The 17,791-nt window shown below is 68.8% G+C and carries 17 protein-coding genes; 9 read left to right on the forward strand and 8 right to left on the reverse strand.

Annotation, left to right across the window (positions count from 1 at the left end):
- Positions 1-119: 119 nt before the first annotated feature.
- The 4 genes from VMT65_RS12770 to VMT65_RS12785 all read left to right on the forward strand — a co-directional run bounded on the left by VMT65_RS12770 (position 120) and on the right by VMT65_RS12785 (position 4,891).
- Positions 120-605, forward strand: coding sequence for a MarR family winged helix-turn-helix transcriptional regulator (locus tag VMT65_RS12770; RefSeq protein WP_326308343.1), 486 nt, complete (start codon positions 120-122; stop codon positions 603-605).
- Between the two features lie 22 nt (positions 606-627).
- The gene (locus VMT65_RS12775; RefSeq protein WP_326308344.1) at positions 628-1,926 is read left to right on the forward strand and encodes an FAD-dependent oxidoreductase; all 1,299 of its coding nucleotides are present in this window, start codon (positions 628-630) and stop codon (positions 1,924-1,926) included.
- A 241-nt stretch (positions 1,927-2,167) separates the two neighbouring features.
- A complete protein-coding gene (locus VMT65_RS12780) occupies positions 2,168-3,175 on the forward strand; it encodes an MHYT domain-containing protein (RefSeq protein WP_326308345.1) in 1,008 nt (335 codons plus the stop codon).
- Between the two features lie 132 nt (positions 3,176-3,307).
- Positions 3,308-4,891 (forward strand): Na+/H+ antiporter, encoded by a 1,584-nt coding sequence (locus VMT65_RS12785; RefSeq protein WP_326308347.1) that lies wholly within the window; start codon positions 3,308-3,310, stop codon positions 4,889-4,891.
- A 3-nt stretch (positions 4,892-4,894) separates the two neighbouring features.
- Here VMT65_RS12785 and VMT65_RS12790 read toward each other — a convergent pair whose 3' ends face one another.
- The 4 genes from VMT65_RS12790 to VMT65_RS12805 all read right to left on the reverse strand — a co-directional run bounded on the left by VMT65_RS12790 (position 4,895) and on the right by VMT65_RS12805 (position 8,692).
- Complete coding sequence (locus VMT65_RS12790; RefSeq protein ID WP_326308349.1) at positions 4,895-5,491, reverse strand: YdcF family protein; 597 nt, start codon at positions 5,489-5,491, stop codon at positions 4,895-4,897.
- Between the two features lie 105 nt (positions 5,492-5,596).
- Positions 5,597-6,031, reverse strand: coding sequence for a subtilase-type protease inhibitor (locus tag VMT65_RS12795; protein ID WP_326308350.1), 435 nt, complete (start codon positions 6,029-6,031; stop codon positions 5,597-5,599).
- Between the two features lie 131 nt (positions 6,032-6,162).
- Entirely contained in the window at positions 6,163-7,152 is a 990-nt protein-coding gene (locus VMT65_RS12800) for an ethanolamine ammonia-lyase subunit EutC (RefSeq protein ID WP_326308351.1), read from the reverse strand.
- 124 nt (positions 7,153-7,276) lie between these two features.
- Positions 7,277-8,692: an ethanolamine ammonia-lyase subunit EutB gene (locus VMT65_RS12805; RefSeq protein WP_326308352.1), complete on the reverse strand. Its 1,416-nt coding sequence runs from the start codon at positions 8,690-8,692 to the stop codon at positions 7,277-7,279.
- 138 nt (positions 8,693-8,830) lie between these two features.
- On the opposite strand from VMT65_RS12805, the gene VMT65_RS12810 reads away from it, so the two are divergent.
- A complete protein-coding gene (locus VMT65_RS12810; protein ID WP_326308354.1) occupies positions 8,831-9,727 on the forward strand; it encodes a rhomboid-like protein in 897 nt (298 codons plus the stop codon).
- Here VMT65_RS12810 and VMT65_RS12815 read toward each other — a convergent pair.
- From VMT65_RS12815 to VMT65_RS12825, 3 genes are read right to left on the reverse strand one after another with little or no spacing between them, the layout of a single operon-like run.
- Positions 9,626-10,813, reverse strand: coding sequence for a cation:proton antiporter (locus VMT65_RS12815; RefSeq protein WP_326308355.1), 1,188 nt, complete (start codon positions 10,811-10,813; stop codon positions 9,626-9,628). The genes VMT65_RS12810 and VMT65_RS12815 overlap by 102 nt on opposite strands.
- A gap of 4 nt (positions 10,814-10,817) precedes the next feature.
- Positions 10,818-11,300, reverse strand: a complete 483-nt coding sequence (locus VMT65_RS12820) for a cation:proton antiporter regulatory subunit (protein WP_326308356.1) — start codon at positions 11,298-11,300, stop codon at positions 10,818-10,820.
- Between the two features lie 60 nt (positions 11,301-11,360).
- Positions 11,361-11,744, reverse strand: a complete 384-nt coding sequence (locus VMT65_RS12825) for a DUF952 domain-containing protein (protein WP_442790218.1) — start codon at positions 11,742-11,744, stop codon at positions 11,361-11,363.
- Positions 11,745-11,877: 133 nt separating this feature from the next.
- On the opposite strand from VMT65_RS12825, the gene VMT65_RS12830 reads away from it, so the two are divergent.
- Entirely contained in the window at positions 11,878-12,288 is a 411-nt protein-coding gene (locus tag VMT65_RS12830; RefSeq protein WP_326308358.1) for an Ig-like domain-containing protein, read from the forward strand.
- A gap of 81 nt (positions 12,289-12,369) precedes the next feature.
- On the opposite strand, the gene VMT65_RS12835 is transcribed toward VMT65_RS12830, so the two are convergent.
- Positions 12,370-13,731 (reverse strand): aldehyde dehydrogenase family protein, encoded by a 1,362-nt coding sequence (locus VMT65_RS12835; RefSeq protein ID WP_326308359.1) that lies wholly within the window; start codon positions 13,729-13,731, stop codon positions 12,370-12,372.
- 136 nt (positions 13,732-13,867) lie between these two features.
- Here VMT65_RS12835 and VMT65_RS12840 point away from each other — a divergent pair, with 136 nt between their 5' ends.
- The 3 genes from VMT65_RS12840 to VMT65_RS12850 all read left to right on the forward strand — a co-directional run bounded on the left by VMT65_RS12840 (position 13,868) and on the right by VMT65_RS12850 (position 17,493).
- The gene (locus VMT65_RS12840) at positions 13,868-14,905 is read left to right on the forward strand and encodes an AraC family transcriptional regulator (protein WP_326308360.1); all 1,038 of its coding nucleotides are present in this window, start codon (positions 13,868-13,870) and stop codon (positions 14,903-14,905) included.
- 93 nt (positions 14,906-14,998) lie between these two features.
- Positions 14,999-16,822 (forward strand): acyl-CoA dehydrogenase, encoded by a 1,824-nt coding sequence (locus VMT65_RS12845; RefSeq protein WP_326308361.1) that lies wholly within the window; start codon positions 14,999-15,001, stop codon positions 16,820-16,822.
- A gap of 476 nt (positions 16,823-17,298) precedes the next feature.
- The gene (locus VMT65_RS12850) at positions 17,299-17,493 is read left to right on the forward strand and encodes a DUF7455 domain-containing protein (protein ID WP_033087939.1); all 195 of its coding nucleotides are present in this window, start codon (positions 17,299-17,301) and stop codon (positions 17,491-17,493) included.
- Positions 17,494-17,791 lie beyond the last annotated feature (298 nt).

Raw genomic sequence — 17,791 nt, forward strand, 5'->3', positions numbered from 1 at the left:
CGGGTTCCCGTCCGCCGATACCAGGCGTTGACGGCAGCCTACTGAACCCAACTCCCCCGCCGATGTCTGTTTTCCGCCACACTCTTTTGTTTCACGCAATCAAGTTTTATAGTTGATTCATGGAAGCAAACAAAGACCAGGTGTCGCGGCTGGCGCGCAGCACCTCACGGTTCGCGGAAGCCATGCGGCAGGGCACTTCTCGCGCCTACGACCCGGTGCGGGTGGGCGTGCTGCAGTGCGCTGTCGAGTCGGGTCCGCTGCGGGCCGGGGAGATCGCCGAATGTCTCGATGCCCTGCCGTCTTCCATTACCCGTCACGTCCAGGCCCTGATCGATTCCGGCCTGGTCAGCACCTCCCCCGATCCGGCGGACCGGCGGGCGGTGCTCGTCTCGGCCACCGAGGAGGGGCGCGCGGAGCTCGCGAAATTCCTCGAGATCGGCGACCAGGTGTTCGGCGCGGTCATTGCCGACTGGTCGGCCGAGGACGTGGAGACGCTGACCCGGCTGCTGGATCGCATGATCGAGGCCTGGGCCACGGCGGGAGCACAGCACCAGCAACGGGCGAATCGCAAGCGCCCGGGCGGGTTCGGCTGGAGCCGGATCTGAGCACGGAGAGGAACCGAATGTCATGGCCACCAACACACCCCTGCACGTGATCGTCGCCGGCGGCGGCATCGGCGGGCTCGCACTCGCCAATGGGCTGCGCCGCGCGGGCGTGAGCGTCAGCGTCCACGAACGCGAGACCCAGCGCACCGACCGCCTGCAGGGCTTCCGCATCCACATCAACCCGCACGGCAGCGCCGCCCTGGCCGAACTGCTGTCGCCGGAACTGTTCTCGACCTTCGTGGCCTGCGCGGGCCACGGCGGCAACGGCTTCGGCTTCGTCACCGAGCAGCTGCGCGAACTGCTGCAGATCGATCCCGACGAGGGCGAGCAGACCAGCAGCGGGCACTACGGCATCAGCCGCATCACCCTGCGCCAGCTGCTGCTGGCCGACCTCGACGGCGTCGTGCGCTACGGCAGCATGTTCGATCGCTATGAACGACTGCCCGACGGCCGCGTGCGCGCCCATTTCGCCGACGGCACTTCCGAAGTCGGCGATGTGCTGGTCGGCGCGGACGGCGGCACCTCCCGGGTGCGCGCGCAGTTGCTGCCGCACGCCGAGCGCGTGGACACCGGAATCGTCACCATCGCCGGGAAATACGGGCTGACCCCGGAATCCCGGGCGCGGCTGGACGCGCGGCTGCTGCGCAATCCGCTCAGCGTCATCCCGCCGTCGGGCTGCGGAATGTTCCTGGCCCCACACGAATTCGAGATTCCGGAGGGCGCGGAGCGGATCGCCGGCAACCAGGCCGGACTGCCCGCGGGCCTGCTGCACGACAACACCCAGCCCTACGTCTTCTGGGCCTTCGCGGCCAAGCGGGAACGCTACGGCACCGACCTCGAATCCCTCTCCCCCGTGGCCCTGCACGACCTGGCCGTGCGCATGACCACGGGCTGGGCCCCTGAACTGCGCACGCTGGTGGTCGATTCCGATCCGGAGACCGCCACCCTGCTGCCGATCAAGACCTCGGTGCCGATCCCGGCGTGGGAGACCAGCACGGTGACCCTGCTCGGCGACGCCATCCACAGCATGACCCCGTTCGCGGGCATCGGCGCGAACACCGCGCTGCGTGACGCGCAGGGCCTGTGTCGGGCCCTGGTCGCCGCCGAACGCCGGGAGCACGGGCTGCTCGAGGGCCTGCGCGCGTACGGGTCCGATATGATCGACTACGGTTTCGCGGCCGTGCGCACGTCGCTGACCGCGGCCAATCAGTCGGTGTCCGACAGCCGGTTCGCGCGCGAGGCGGGCAAACTCGTCTTCCGCACGGCCAATGCCATCCCGGCCATGAAGCGCAAGATGTTCGCCGACCTGGGTGCCGAGTAATAGCCGACACATTCGCGCCGCCCTCGCTCTGAGTCGGCGGCGCGACGTCACGTGACGTCGAAAAGCTCAGGCGCGCAGCGGCTTCCGGTGGCTAGTCGGTCGCTCGACCAGCGGAAAGCTACCAGCCGGTAGCAATTTGTCTGAAACATTCCCTTTCAATTTCCCAATTCGAATCCTGCCCGGTAGTGTGCCCCCGTCGCGTCTGCGATGGCGAAACCCCTGTTCTGGCAATGGAGTTCGAGTGCTGGAAATTCACCACTTCAGCTACGGATGGATCACCCCCGTACTGGCCTACATCATGTCCGTCATCGGATCCCTGCTCGGTTTGCGATGCACGGCGCGGGCCCGGAACGGGGATGGCCGCAGCGGCTGGCTGATCTCGGCGGCCATCGCCATCGGCGGCACGGGGATCTGGGTCATGCACTTCGTGGCCATGCTGGGCTTCAGCATTCACGGGGCGGTGATCCGCTACAACGTGCCGCAAACCCTGCTCAGCGCGCTCATCTCGGTGACCGTGGTGTGGATCGGTCTGTACGTGGTGGCGCGGGAGCCGTTCGGCAAGCTGTCGCTGTTCGCGGGCGGCGCGGTCACCGGCCTGGGCGTCGGGGCCATGCACTACTCGGGCATGTACGCCATGAAGTCCGACGCCTCGATCGGCTACAACCCGACGATCGTGACGCTGTCCATGGTGATCGCGGTGGTCGCGGCCACCGTGGCGCTGTGGTTCACGCTGGTCATCAAGGGGATCTACGCCACCATCGGCGCGGCGCTGATCATGGGTGTGGCGGTGTGCGGCATGCACTACACCGGCATGGCGTCGATGAGCGCGCACCGGGTCGACAATGCCGTGCCCCCGCACGGCGCGGGCGCGATGGAGCTGCTCGCGCCGCTCATGATCACCGTTTCGATGGTGACGCTGGTGCTGCTCATCCACGTCGGTCTGACCGAGGTGGACGAGCGCTCCATGATGCCCGAACCGGTTCGGCCGCAACCGGACTCGCGGGCGGCCTGGTCGCTTCGGGCGGGCGCGATGCCGGTCGAGGCGCAGTACGGCTCCGGGCAGGACGAATTCGCCCCGCAGGACTACCGGACGGCGGGCCTGTACCCACCCGCCGCGGACTACCCGGTACCCGGTCGGCATTCGGCCGCGCCGGACTATCCGCGTCCGGGCCAGTACCAGCCCGCCGGGGTGGGCCCGGTCGGGCGTCGGGAACGGAATTCGGCTCCCCTCCAGCGCAGTCGCCGCTAGTCATAGCCGACCGCGCCCGGGTGTGGCCGGAATCCGAGCCCGATCGGGACAGCTGAGAATTGCCGTCCCGGTTCGCTGAGAATCCGGATCGGGTGTTCGACTTTCGGGCATATCGGCAGCAAACTGACTGCCGTGGAGCACCACCAGCTGGAACTGATCTTCGCGGTCCTGTTCGCGACCATCCTGGCCCAGCCGCTCGGACGGCGGCTGGGCCAGGCCCCGGCCGTGCTCATGACCGCCTTCGGCGTGGTGCTGGCGCTGCTGCCGCAGGTGCCGGAAGTTCACATCGACCCCAAATTGATCCTGCCGCTGGTGCTGCCACCCTTGCTCTACGCGGCCGCGCGACGCACCTCCTGGCGGCAGTTCGCCGAGAACTGGGCGGCGATCACCTTGCGGGCCGTGGTGCTGGTCATCGTCACGACGGCGGCCGTGGCCTGGGTCTTCCACCTCTCGAATCCCACCGTCCCGATCGGCGCGGCCATCGCGCTCGGCGCGCTGGTCGCGCCGCCGGATCCGGTGGCGGTGTCGGCGCTGGCGGGCAAACTGGGCCTGCCCCGGCGATTGGTGGCCGTGCTCGAGGGCGAGGGCCTGTTCAACGACGTGACCGCGATCGTGTTGTACAGCGCGGCGATCCAGGCCGTGGTCACCGGAAAGTTCTCGGCCTGGGGCGCGTTCGTGGCGTTCCTGACCTCGGCGCTGGTCGGCGTGGTGGTGGGGTTGGTGCTGGGTTGGGCCGGAAGCAAACTCATGCGGCGGCTCGGCGAGGCCCCGTGGCAGGTGGCGCTGGGTCTGCTGCTGCCGTTCGCGGCCTACGGGATCTCCGAATCGCGGGGCGGGTCGGCGGTGCTCGCGGTCCTGGTGTGCTCGCTGTATCTCACCGACGCCGCCACCGATTTCGGTGACAGCGACTACCGGCTGGTGGGCGACTCCTTCTGGGAGATCACCGAAATGCTGGTCACCGGTTTCGCTTTCGGCCTGATCGGGCTGGAATTGAGCACGGTGCTGCGCGATGCCGGACCGGACTGGACGCGCTATGTGCGCGGTGCGCTGGTGGTCATCGCGGTGGTGGTGTTGCTGCGGCTGGTCTGGCTGTTGGGCACCACGGCGGTCTTCCAGAACTGGTGGCGCGACCGCGAGAAGGACGAGCCCTACACCTGGCGCGAAACCGTGGTCACCTGGTGGGCCGGGATGCGCGGGGTGGCGACGGTGGCGCTGGCACTGGCCGTCCCGTTCACCACCGATGATGGAAAGCCGTTCCCGGGCCGCACCGAAATCCTGTTCACCGCCTTCGCGGTCGTGCTGTTCACCCTGCTGCTACAGGGTCCGACCCTGCCCGCCGTGGTGCGCGCGACGGGCGTGCACGCCGACACCGGCGTCGAACGCGCCATCGAACGCCAACTCTGGACGCGGGTGCTGCGGGCCGAACTCGCGCGGCTCAAGGAGATCTCGCAGACCGAGGACCTGCCCGACGAGGTCTACGACCGCCTGCGCACCGGCTTCGAACGCCGTCTGGCCCAGGCGGATCCGGAGGCCGCCGACAGCAATGCGCGGATGAACACCGACCGCACGATGGCCCTGACGACGAAGATGCGAGCCATCACCAATGACGTGCTCGAGGCGGGCCGCACCGAAGCCCTGGCGGCACGGCGGGAACCGGGGATCCCGCCGGACGTGGTGGACCGCGTCATGCGCCGCCTGGACCTGCGTGGGACCTGAGCGCTAGGCGACGATCCGGTGCCGCATCACCAGCACGGCGGCGAACTCCCGAAAGAACGACCTGCGAGACAGCAGCCGCGCGGTCCGGGCCCCGGTGACCTGCGCCCGCAACCCCAGCCCGTGCGCCAGCGACTTCGTCCGCAAGACGTGAAAGTCACTGGTCACCACCGTGATTCGCGCCGCCTCCGGGTCGATGCCCCGCCGCCGCAACTCCCGCGCGGTGAACCGCAGATTCTCCTCGGTGTTCCGAGACCGATCCTCCATCACGATGGCGTCGGCCGAAACACCGTGCGCCACCAGATAATCCGCCATCGCCGCCGCCTCGGCCACGGTCTCGCGCCCTGCCTGCCCGCCGGACACCACCACCAGCGGCGCACCCCCGCGCCCCCGCTCCCGCCGCACCACCTCGACCGCCCGATCCAACCGCCGAGCCAACATCGGAGCCACCCGATTCCCCCGCAACCGGCACCCCAACACGACCACCACGTCCGCCCCGACCCGCGGCGCGCTCCGCCCCCGCCGCACGGTGTACCCGGCGAACCCAATCAGCGGCACCATCAGAGCCGCCCCGGCCATCACCCCCACACGCCACGGCCGCATCCCACGCCACCTCCTCGCCTCGCGCTCGAGCGCCGACCGACGCCCCTACACCGCACCGACGGTAGCGGCTCGCGGGAGAAGCCCTGGTCGCGACAGGCCGTGGGCTCAGAAGGCGAAGACGTAGGTGCTGCGGTTCTCGGCCTGGCATTTGTTGGGATAGGTGTGCCGGTAGCTGACCGGGTTGCCGTGCCAGACGCCGTCGGCGGCCACCGTCACCGGGTCGTAGATCATGGTGCAGAACCGCATCGGATGGCCCGAGAGCCTCTCGAAATCACCACCGGCGGTATTCAATTCGTCACAGGCCGCCGCCGTCGCCGGATGCGTGCCCAGCACGCTCGGCGAGCAGATCAGCAGGACGGTCCGCTGGCTCGACGCGGTGTCGAGCGAGTCGCCCTGCGCGAAGGTCAGCGTCAGCACCGACGGCGACAGATCATCGGTGGGGTGCGCGGCGGTGGGCTGCGCCTGCGCCGCGGGCACCGCGACCAGCGCCGCCAGCACACCTGCGCTCGCGCCGAACGCTCGAAGACGGGGGGACGTCATCGGCTACCTCCTCGATTGCCGTTTCTGCCCGATCGATCGTCCCGACCGCACCGAATGTTTCCTGCCCACGCCCCGGCCCACCCGCGCGGCACGACCGAGGTGCCGCCCGAACCCCTTGCGTGGCAACCGGATCAGGCTCGGTCGATGACGTCGAGCGTCAGCGCCGGACGAGCGGTGTGCGCGTCGACCGGGCCGGTCACCGCGTCGAGGAGCAGCGGCTCGCCGCGCGCGGCGGTGAGCGCCGGGTCGGCGGAGGTGTCCTTGAGGTCGACGCCCGAGCGGCCGAGCCGACGCGCACCATCGACGAGGCTGGTGGCGATGCGGGCGGCGCGAGCGTAGTCGAGGCCCTCGGGCGGGTGGATGTTGGAGATGCAGTTGCGTTCGGAGTCCGCGCGACCCGGGCGGGGGTGGTGGGTGAGGTAAATGCCGAGGCTGTCGGCCACCGAGAGTCCGGGGCGTTCGCCGATGAGCACGAGCACGGTGGTGACGCCCAGTGCCGCGCCGATGTGGTCGCCCAGCGCCACTCGCGCCTGGGTGGCGATGACCGGCGGCGCGAGGGTGTAGCGCTCACCGAGCGTCTCGATCAGCGCCGCCAGCATGGGCACGCCGTGGTCGGCCAGCGCACGGGGCGAAAGCCCGTCCGCCAGAACGAAACCGACTTCGGCCCCGACGTTCGGCACCCCGGCCAGAACGTCCGAATCTCCAGCCCCCGCCGCAGTGGTCGGGGTCGGCGGTGTGCCGGACCAAACCGTCCTTCCGGCAATGGAATTCGCGGCCTCGAGGCGGACGGGACCGGCGGCTTCGACGCTGCCCGGGAGGCGGCCGAGGTCGGGGCGGCGCAAATACTCCGAGCGGTCCGCGGCCAGGCTGCGAACGTGCACCGGCTCGCCCAGGCCCAGCGCCGAGACGCCGGTTGCCAGGGCCGCGACGTCGAGAGGGTTGTGGACCGCGTCTCGGGCCGCGGCGTGGGCGGCGCGGAATTCGAGGACCTCGGTGGTGGGCAGGGCGTCGCCGGCGCGGCCGAGGCCGATGCGGGCCTGGGTGGTTCGGCGCAGGCTGTCCCAGAAGGCCTGCGCGGCAGCGTCTTCGGGGCGGCGGAGGGGTCGCGGGGTCGCGGTCACGGGTGGTCCTCCCGGTTCGGCTCGGGGTCGGGGCGGCAGCTGCCGTCGCGGCGGTGCACCTCGCACCAGCTGCGGAGTCGAGTCGCCGGTGTTCGGAACACGCGCAGGTCGGGGCGGCAGGTGGTCACGCGGCCCCCTTCGCGGCCAGGGCGCGCAGCGGCGAGGACAGCGGTTCCACCGGGAGGACGCGACCGTGGGAATCGAGCATGCCGAGGGTGTCGAGCCAGGCGGCGAATTCGGGGGCGGGCCTGAGGTTGAGGACTTTTCGGGCATATAGAGCGTCGTGGTAGGCGAGGGACTGGTAGCCGAGCATGACGTCGTCGGCACCCGGGACGGCGATGACGAAGGGGCAGCCCGCGGTCGCCAGGAGCGTCAGCAGGGTGTCCATATCGTCTTGGTCGGCCTCGGCGTGGTTGGTGTAGCAGACGTCCACGCCCATGGGCAGGCCGAGCAGTTTGCCGCAGAAGTGGTCCTCCAAGCCCGCGCGGATGATCTGCTTACCGTCGTAGAGGTATTCGGGACCGATGAAACCCACCACCGTATTGATGAGCAGCGGGTCCAGGTCGCGCGCGATGGCGTAGGCGCGAGTCTCGAGCGTCTGCTGATCGACGGGCTTGCCGCCGGTCCCCAGGTGCGCGCCCGCGGAAAGCGCTGAGCCCTGCCCGGTTTCGAGGTACATGACATTGTCGCCGACCGTGCCACGCCGCAGCGATCGTCCCGCCGCGTTGGCCTCGCGCAGCAGCGAAATATTCACTCCGAAACCGGAATTCGCGCCCTCGGTCCCGGCAATGGACTGGAACACCAGATCCACCGGCGCACCGGCCTCGATCAGCCCGAGCGTCGTGGTCACATGCGAGAGCACACACGACTGCGTCGGAATGTCGAAGCGTTGGCGCACCTCGTCGAGCAGCTGCAGCAGATCCGCGGTGGCCTGCGGCGAGTCGGTGGCCGGATTGATGCCGATGACCGCGTCCCCGCAACCCAGCAGCAGCCCGTCCAGGACGGCCGCCGCAATACCGCGCGGGTCGTCGGTGGGGTGATTGGGCTGCAATCGCGTGGCCAGTGTGCCCGGCAGCCCGATGCTGGTGCGGAAGCCCGAACGCACCCGCACCGCATGCGCCACCGCGATCAGATCCTGATTCCGCATGAGTTTGCTGACGGCCGCGACCATTTCGGGCGTCAACCCCGGCGCGACCGCGGCCAGGGTGGCGGCGGCCTCCGGCGTGGCCGCCACGGCCAGCAGCCAGTCCCGCAGCCCGCCCACGGTCAGATGCGAAATCGCCTGGAACGCAACGCGATCGTGGCTGTCCATGATCAACCGCGTGACCTCGTCGGTCTCGTACGGCACCACCGCGTCGTTCAGAAACATGGTCAGCGGCACCTCGGCCAGCGCCCATTGCGCGGCGGCGCGCTCGGCGTCGGAATGCGCCGCGCACCCGGCGAGTTCGTCGCCGCTGCGGCGCGGTGTGGCCCTGGCCAACAGCTCGACCAGACCGTCGAAGGTGTAGGTGGTGCCGCCCAGGCGTTGGTGGTAGATCACCCCTCCGATCGTCCGGGCCCATGTTGCTGTGACGTAACCACCGTTTTCCCTGGGCATTAAAGCGCGTTACGCGTGCCGAACCGCCCGGCCGGGTGCGCTTCCCCGAAACGGCCGATGAGCCCGGGCTACCATGGCGAAATGGCATTCGCCACCTACGAACCGCCCTGGCTGCGCACCGTCGATCTGGACGACGAGGTCCGCGCCCTCCGTGTCTGGTGGCAACAGCCGCAGCGGGTGCGGCGGGCCATCCAGGCGTATCGCGATCTGCTGGCCGCCACCCCGGCGTGCATCGCCTACGCGTTCACGCTGTTCATCACCTGGTGGACGCTGCGCGGGGCCAGCGATATCGTCGGGCGGCGGCTGATCTTCTCGGCGTCGACGAATCTGCGCAATATGCAGAAGGATCCGATCCAGGTGCTGGTGGCCTCGGCCTTCTGGACCGACGGCGGCTTCCCGTGGGGCGACATCCTCATTCTGATCACGCTCATGGCCCTGGCCGAGCGCTGGCTGGGCTCGCTGCGCTGGATTCTGGTGGTGGCGACCGGCCACGTGGGCGCCACGCTGATCACGGTGCTGGGCATCGCGCACAAGATCGACCGGCATCTCATCCCCACCCGGTTGGCCTTCGCCTCGGACGTGGGCCCCAGCTACGGGATCTCGGCCATGCTGGCCGCGCTCACCTTCCGGCTGCGCGGTCCGGCGCGCTGGCTGTGGGCGCTGTGCGTGCTGGTCTGGTACGCCTACGGCGTCTGGCACGGGCGCACCTTCACCGACTACGGCCACTTCTTCGCCCTGCTCATCGGATTCACGGTCGGCGCGATCGCGGTGGCGCTGTCGCACCGCCTGGTCGCGGTGCGGGACCGCAAGGCCCGCAGGTCGATCGGCGCGACCGCGACCGCCGTCGAGTCGATTCCCGGCGCGGCCGAGCCGGATTCAGCCGGGAACCGGGTCGGTCCGCCCCCGGTCACGCTGCACGAACCGAACGGCGGGCTCGACGACGCGCGCCGCGATCGGGCCGAGCACGGCCATCATTAGCACGTAGGCCGAGGCCAGCGCGGCCAGTCGACCGTCCACGCCGCCCAGCGAAACCGCCAGTCCGGCAATGACGATGGAGAACTCGCCGCGCGCCACCAGCGCCGCGCCCGCACGCGCCCGACCCATTCGGCGCACCCCCTGCCGGGAGGCCGCCCACCAGCCGGTGGCGATCTTGGTCAGCGCGGTCACGATCGCGAGCAGGACCGCCCAACCCAGGACCGGCGGTATCGCCTTCGGGTCGGTGTTGAGCCCGAAGGCCACGAAGAAGATGGCCGCGAACAGATCTCGCAGGGGTTCGAGCAGTTTCGCCGCCTCGTGCGCGGTCGACCCGGAGATGGCGATGCCCAGCAGGAACGCGCCCACCGCCGCCGAGACATTGAGCGCCGAGGCCGCGCCCGCGACCAGCAGCGCCGCGCCGAGCAGCTTGAGCAGGAACACTTCCCGGTCGTCACTGTCGACGACGGCCGACACATAGCGGCCGTAGCGCAGGGCGACGACGAACACGATGGTGATGGCCGCCAGCGCGATGGCCTCGGACCGCAGCCCGCTCAGGAAGCTCAGCCCGGCCAGCATCATGGTGAGGATCGGCAGGTACACCGCCATGGCCAGATCCTCGAACACCAGGATCGACAGGATGACCGGTGTCTCGCGGTTGCCGAGTCGCCCGAGGTCGTTGAGCACCTTGGCGACGATGCCCGAGGACGAGATGTAGGTGACGCCGCCCATGGTGACCGCGCCGACCGGACCCCAGCCCAGCAGCAGCGCCACGATCACACCGGGGGTGGCGTTGAGGACGATGTCGAGCACACCCGCCAACCAGTCTCGGCGCAGCCCGGTCACCAATTCGGCGGCGGTGTACTCCAATCCGAGCAGCAGGAGCAGCAGCACCACGCCGATCTCACCGGCGAGGTGACCGAATTCGGTGGCCGCCTGCATCCGCACGATGCCGCCGTCACCGAAGGCCAGGCCGCCTAGTAGATAGAGAGGAATCGGCGACATGCCGAAGCGGGCGGCCAGACGCCCCAGCATGCCGAGCGCGAACAAGATCGCGCCGAGTTCGAACAGGGCTAGGCCGGTCGAATCCACGTGCTCAGCCGTCGGCGAGGATGCGAGCGGCCGCGTCCAGCCCGTGCGGTGTGCCGACGACCACGAGGATGTCCCCGGAGTCGAGCACCTGGTCGGGTCCCGGTGAGGGTTGCACCTGACCGGCCCGCATGATCGCCACGATGGACGCCTTGGTTCGGGTGCGCATCCCGGTGTCGCCCAGGCGGCGGCCGCGATACGGCGAACTTCCGCTGATGCTCAGCTGTCTGGTGGTGATCCCGGGTAGGTCGGAGTGTTCTTCCCGCAGCTGCTGCACCAGCTGCGGCGCGCCCAGCAGATTGGCCATGACGGCGGCCTCATCCGGGGTCAGGGGCACCTGCGCCAGGCAGGCGTCCGGGTCGTCCCGCTGCGACACGATGAGATCGATGCCGCCGTCGCGGTGTGCGACCACCCCGATCCGCCGCCCCGATCGGACCTCGAAGTCCTTCCGCACACCGATACCGGGCAGCGCTGTCACATCGACGTTCACGCCGTCCAGATTAGGACAAGCCGCGCGAATCCCGGGGAGCTACGTCCGGGAGGGAGATGATCAGTTCCCTTCGAGCGGGGCGAAGCTGCCGTCCGGTCCCGGGCGGAAATCAGTCACCTCGAGCACGGCGGCGAGCGGTAGCGGGCCGTACAGGTGCGGGAATCGCATCGACTCCGGATCGGTGGGCACTCCCGGCTCCCATTTCACGGGCGCGTCCAGTCGCGCCGGATCCAGGTGGAGCAGCACCAGATCGGTGCGGCCCGCGAAGATCCGGTTCGCGGGCAGGTGCGCCTGATACGGGGCGGACAGATGGATGAAGCCGGTTTCGGGCAGATCGGGTGTGCGGTATTCGCCTGCGGCGCGGGCGGATTCCCATTCGTCCCGGGAGCAGATGTGCAGCAGCGTCGACGGTGTCGTGTCCTGTTCGGTTCCCACCCGACCCACCCTATTCCCTGCCGCGAGCACAAGACCCTGAGAGAAAGTTTCCGAAACTCTCCCCCACGGTATGTGAAACACATATATTTCGCACGCATCGGTGGTGCGCCGATGCGAGCCACATGTGCGAGAGGTATATCAGATGGGCAAGATTCAGCGGGCCGGCTTCGGCGTCGGCGCAATCGGTGCGATGGCGACGGTCGCCGTGCTCGCAGCACCGTCGGCCAGCGCGTTCGTCATCAATGTGCAACTGGCGTCCAACAGCCCGATCGTCGGCTGCGCCGACGTCATCACGGCCAACGTGGACGTGACCGGAGACCTGGTGCCGGTGAACTTCACCGACAACGGGGTCAGCATCGGCTCGGCCGCCCCGTCGGTCGGCGTCAACCAGGCGACGATCAAGTGGTACCCGAAGACCGCGGGAGCGCACACGATCACGGCGAGCCAGCCGCTCAGCAGCAAGTCCATCGATGTCACCGTCTCCCCCGCCAACCCGCTGTCGTCGGGCTCCGGCGGCGCGGGCTGCGCGGCCTCCGGCGGCTCGTTCGGCTAGACCGATCCCTCCGCAGGCGAATACCCCCGGTCCGCGCCGGGGGTATTCGCCTGCGCGCCAACCGTTCCGACGGACCCTGAATCAGAACGGCTGCGGGCGGGCCACGTGCACCGAGATGTCGTTGACGCCCACCGGGACCGGGGCGAAGCGGCCGACGGCGCGAGCCGCGGCGGCGGTGTCGGTGGTCCAGACGCTCACGCACGGTCCGGCCGGGGACCGGCGGGCCAATTCGAACGCCTCCCCCGCGTCGGCCACGCGGACCACGGGCAGGACCGGGCCGAGGGTCTGCTGGGTGAGCACCGTCATGCTCGGATCGACGTCGGCGAGCACGGTCGGCTCGAAGGCGTGGTCGGTGCCGGTGCCGCCGCAGCGCAGGGTCGCGCCCTTGAGCAGTGCGTCGCGCACCTGATCGCGCACCAGCTCGACCTGGGCGGCCGAGGTCATCACCCCGGTGCCGATCTCGTCGCCGAGCATCGGGCCGAAGGCGGCGGCCTCGGCCACCAGTTTGTCGAGAAAGACGTCGTACGCGGTTGTTTCGACATAGATGCGTTCGATGCAGTTGCAGCTTTGCCCATTGTTCGCCAGTCCGCCGAGGGCAATGCTGGCCGCCGCCTTGTCCAGATCGGCATCGGACAAAACGACCGCCGCGGACTTGCCGCCCAGGTCCAGACAACACGGGATGAGACGGGAGGCGGCACGCAAGGCCACCACTTTGCCGGTCTCCACACTCCCGGTGAACCGGACGTAATCCACGGAATCGAGGACAGCCGGTCCGGCATCGCGGCCACTCACCGACTCGAAAACCGCTGGGGCCCCGATACTCCCCCATCCCTCGGCGACGGCGCGCAGGGTGAGCGGGGTCTCCGAGGACGGCTTCACCACCACCGCGGCACCCGCCACCAGCGCGGGCACGGCGTCGAACATGGCCAGGGCCAGCGGATAGGTCCACGGCCCGATCACCCCGACCACCGCGCCCGCCGGATGCGCGACGGCCAGCTGCATGGCCGCCCCCGGGCGCAGGGCGACCTGCGGGTGTCGTCCGCCCAGGAATTCCGCGCCGTGCGCGCGGTAGTGGTCGAGGGCGTCGAGGGCCAGGCCGAACTCGGCATCGGCCTCCGACTCGGGCTTGCCGGTCTCCGCACCCAAGAGCCCCACGAGCGCATCCCGATTGTCCAGCAACCAGTTTCGGAACACCGTCAGCCAATGGATCCGACCGACCACCCCGAGCGAGTGCCAGAGCGTGGCATTCTCGCGCAACCGGGCGACGGTGGCGCGCACCTGCTCGGGTGACTCGGTGACGATGGTGTCGACCACCCGGCCGTCGGCGGGTGCGATCACGGTGAGCATGGGCGGGCGGACCTTTCCGGCATCCGGCACCTGTGGCTGCGATTCGGGCGCGGTCGGTGGAGCGTGCACGGTCTGTGACTGTTGCGCGGTGCGCATGAATCTCACCGTATGGGTGAGGGTTTCGGCCGACCAGCTTCCAATGGGCCAGGAACCGGCGAATATGGGCCGTACCCAGGCAACTTACCGGCCGGTAACGGCCATGCGGAAGCCCAAAGTTTGCGAGACTTCCTGGGTGAGCGAAGAAGTGGTGCCCCTGCGGTCCATCTTCAGCACTGCCCTGGTGGCCGATTTCGCATTGGGCCGCGGCATTCCGCTGGACGTGGTACTGCGTGACACGGGCATCCGCGAGGCCAATCTGCGCGACCCGTCGGCCGAAATCACCATGGCCCAAGAGTTCTGCGTGCTGCGCAATGTCGTCGAGGCCACCGACGACGAACCCGGCATGGGTTTGCTGGCGGGTTTGCTGTGTCATCCGCCATCCATGGGCGTGCTCGGTTTCGCGCTCATGAGCAGCTCGAATCTGCGGCACGCCATGGACATTGCGCTGCGCTACGCCGACCTGTCGTTCAGCGCGGCCCGGCACTACAGCGAGAACCACGGCAACGAGGTATGGGTATTGCGCGACGACAGCGCTCTGCCCGAGGAGATCCGGCGCTTCACCCTCGAACGCGATCTGGCCGCCATCGCCACCATCCAGCAGGACCTGATTCCGACGCGCATTCCCGCGGTGCGGGTCGAGCTCTATGTCGAGGCGCACCCCATCTACGAGATGTTCGGTGCGGTGTTCGGCGTCGAGGACGTGACCTTCTCGGCCCCGCAGTCCCGCATGGCATTTCAGACCAGCACCCTGGAAACCCCGCTACCCCAGGCGAATTTGTCGACCGCCCGGTTCTACGAGCAGCAGTGCGCCGACCTCATGGAATCGCGCCGCAGCCGCTCGGGCCTGTCCGGCCGCGTGCGCCAACTCCTCATCCGCCACGGCGGCTCCGCCGACCAGACCCGCATCGCCGCCGACCTGGACGTCAGCGTCCGCACCCTGCGCCGCCGCCTCGCCGAGGAGGGCACCACCTTCCGCGAACTCAGCCTTGAAACGATAGGCATGCTCGCCGAGGAACTCCTCATCGCGGGCCTCACCGTCGAGCAGGCCGCCGACCGCCTCGGCTACTCCAGCGTCTCCGCCTTCGCCTCGGCCTTCCGCACCTGGAAGGGCCAATCCCCCGGCCACTTCGGCCGCTCCCACCGCGGCCGAGCCCCCGTCCGCACCCGCTGACCGCTCGCCGAGTGGCACACCACGGCGGCGAAATCAGACAAAACCCCTCCACCGTGTGCCGCTCGACGAGGGGGGTCTGGTAGGACGGCAGGTATGAATTCCTCCGTCATCATGTCTGCTCGGGATCTCGAGTTCTTGCTGTACGACTGGCTGGACGTGGAGGGGCTGACGGGGCGGGAGCGGTTCGCCGATCACTCGCGGGAGACCTTCGATCAGGTGTTGCGGCTGTGCCAGGATCTGGCCACGACGTACTTCGCGCCGCACAATCGTGAGAACGATCTGCACGAGCCCACCTTCGACGGGGAGCGGGTGAGCATCATTCCGGCCGTTGGGAAGGCGTTGAAGGCGTTCGCCGATGCCGGGATGATCGGTGCGGCAATGGATTACGAGATCGGCGGGATGCAGCTGCCGCACTCGGTCTACACCGCGTGCATGTCGTGGTTCCACGCCGCGAACGTCGGCACCGCGGCCTATGTGCTGCTCACCACCGGCAATGCGAATCTGCTTGCGGCGCACGGCAGTCCGGAGCAGATCGACGCCTATGTGCGGCCGATGCTGGAGGGGCGCAATTTCGGCACCATGGCGCTGTCGGAGCCGCAGGCGGGATCCAGCCTCGCCGACATCACCACGCGCGCGGTGCCCGCCGCGGACGGTTCCTATCGCCTGTTCGGGCACAAGATGTGGATCTCGGGCGGCGATCACGAGCTCTCGGAGAACATCATCCATCTCGTGCTGGCTCGCATTCCCGGCGCACCCGAGGGGACCCGCGGCATCTCGCTGTTCGTCGTGCCCAAGTTCCTACCCGACGCCGACGGCAATCCGACCGTGCACAACGACGTCGCGCTCTCGGGCATCAATCACAAGATGGGTTGGCGCGGCACGGTGAACACCGCGCCGGTGTTCGGCGACGGCAACTTCACCCCCGGCGGGGAGCCCGGCGCGATCGGGTATCTCGTCGGCGAGCCGAATCACGGTCTGGCGCAGATGTTCACCATGATGAACGAGGCCCGCATCGGTGTCGGATTGGCCTCGACGGCATTGGGGTACACCGGATATCTGAAGTCTCTCGAATACGCCCGCACCCGCCCGCAGGGCCGTCCGGTGACCGCGCGCGGCGGTGCGCAGGTGCCGCTCATCGAGCATCCCGACGTGCGGCGCATGCTGCTGGCCCAGAAGGCCTATGCCGAAGGCGCTTTGGCGCTGCAGCTGTACTGCGGCAAGCTGGTCGACGAACAACGCACCGCGGCAAACGATCCCGACCGGGCCCACGCCGCCACCCTGCTGCGCATTCTCACCCCGATCGCCAAGTCGTGGCCGAGCCAGTGGTGCCTGGCCGCCAACGACCTCGCCATCCAGATCCACGGCGGCGCGGGCTACACCCGCGACTACGACGTCGAACAGCACTACCGCGACAATCGCCTGAATCCGATTCACGAAGGCACCCACGGCATTCAGAGCCTGGACCTGTTGGGCCGCCAGGTCACCCTCGACAATGGCGCGGCCCTGGTCGCCCTGCTCGAGACCATGGCCGCGAGCATCGCCCGGGCCCGTAGCGCCGGGGATGCCGAGCTCGCCGAATTCGCCACCGCCCTGGAGGCCGCCACCGCGCGCCTGACCGCCACCACGGCGGGCCTGTGGCGCGACGGCAATCCCGAGGCAGCCCTGGCCAATTCGGCGGTCTACCTCGAGGCGTTCGGCCATGTCGTGCTGGCCTGGATCTGGCTCGAGCAGGCCACCACCGCGCACACCGCCCCCGCACCGGACGGGCAACACCGCGACCGCGCGGCCTTCCTGCGGGGCAAGCGACTGGCCGCCCGGTACTTCTTCCGCTGGGAACTCCCCCGCACCACACCGCAATTCGACCTGCTCGACTCCGGCGACCGCACCACGCTCGAGCTCGACGAGTCCTGGTTCTGAGGCGCTACGGGCGGGTCCGCTGTTCGCGCTCCGCGAACAACCCGACGCGGCGATACCCCGTACCCGTATCGATACCGGCACGTGTCGCGAGGTCACGACGGTCGCGGGACGGTCTCCGATCAACCCGCCTGGATTACGGTTTGCTGGCGTCCCAGCCACGAAGACCAATCGGAGTGTGAGTGTCATAGGCCGGGGGTAGTCTCCCGGTAGACAACTCGATCAGCGTGTTCGAACGGGAGGTGAAGACACCCTCGCGACCGATTCCCAAGACCTGTTCGCTTTCAGCGAAATCCCAGGTCGTGTTACAGAAAACACACGGGAAACTCAACGGGAACAAAGCCCTCTCGCCGAACGTCTGACAGAGTAGTCATCAGCCACTGCTGGGAAGTAGCGGTAGCGAGGTTCGCGGAATGGTCCGCGGACCCCCACACCAGGCGAATGGTGTGATGAGCACCAGGAGCCAGGACGGAGGAGTCATGCCAGGAACCCTGACAAGCACCCCACTGACCGCGGTCGACCGTTGCGACCGCTGCGGTGCAGCTGCGCGCGTGCGCGCAACGCTTCCCGCAGGTGGAGAGTTGCTCTTCTGCCAGCATCACGCCAATGAGCACATGGACCGTCTTCGTGAGCTCGAGGCCGTGATCGACACGGAGTCGGCACCGGCGCTTTAACAGCTCCTCCAACCCGGAGGGACTCGATCGGGAGTCGCAAGCCTTCGGGGAGCCCGCTCGACAATTGAATCTTCCCAACAGAAAACCCGGCAGCGGGCGACCAGCAGGTCGCCCGCTGCTGCTGTGTAGCGAGGGCATTGCCCATGCTCAGCCGCTATCAATTGTGGTCTGCGCCACGATATGACCGAAGACACGTCGCTCCAGCCGGGCGCAACGCGAGAAACGTCATGTACACGACGCATGATCGCCCCGGTACAACGGATGGGTGCCGCTGACCTCGCAAGCCACTTACCTGCAG

Source organism: Nocardia sp. CDC153 (assembly GCF_035818515.1).
Lineage (GTDB): Bacteria > Actinomycetota > Actinomycetes > Mycobacteriales > Mycobacteriaceae > Nocardia.

Coding starts and splice junctions, on each gene's coding strand:
- VMT65_RS12770 (WP_326308343.1), top strand. CDS start 120: ATGGAAGCAAACAAAGACCAGGTGTCGCGGCTGGCGCGCAGCACCTCA.
- VMT65_RS12845 (WP_326308361.1), top strand. CDS start 14,999: ATGAATTCCTCCGTCATCATGTCTGCTCGGGATCTCGAGTTCTTGCTG.
- VMT65_RS12850 (WP_033087939.1), top strand. CDS start 17,299: ATGCCAGGAACCCTGACAAGCACCCCACTGACCGCGGTCGACCGTTGC.
- VMT65_RS12830 (WP_326308358.1), top strand. CDS start 11,878: ATGGGCAAGATTCAGCGGGCCGGCTTCGGCGTCGGCGCAATCGGTGCG.
- VMT65_RS12795 (WP_326308350.1), bottom strand. CDS start 6,031: ATGACGTCCCCCCGTCTTCGAGCGTTCGGCGCGAGCGCAGGTGTGCTG.
- VMT65_RS12835 (WP_326308359.1), bottom strand. CDS start 13,731: ATGCGCACCGCGCAACAGTCACAGACCGTGCACGCTCCACCGACCGCG.
- VMT65_RS12775 (WP_326308344.1), top strand. CDS start 628: ATGGCCACCAACACACCCCTGCACGTGATCGTCGCCGGCGGCGGCATC.
- VMT65_RS12810 (WP_326308354.1), top strand. CDS start 8,831: ATGGCATTCGCCACCTACGAACCGCCCTGGCTGCGCACCGTCGATCTG.
- VMT65_RS12790 (WP_326308349.1), bottom strand. CDS start 5,491: ATGCGGCCGTGGCGTGTGGGGGTGATGGCCGGGGCGGCTCTGATGGTG.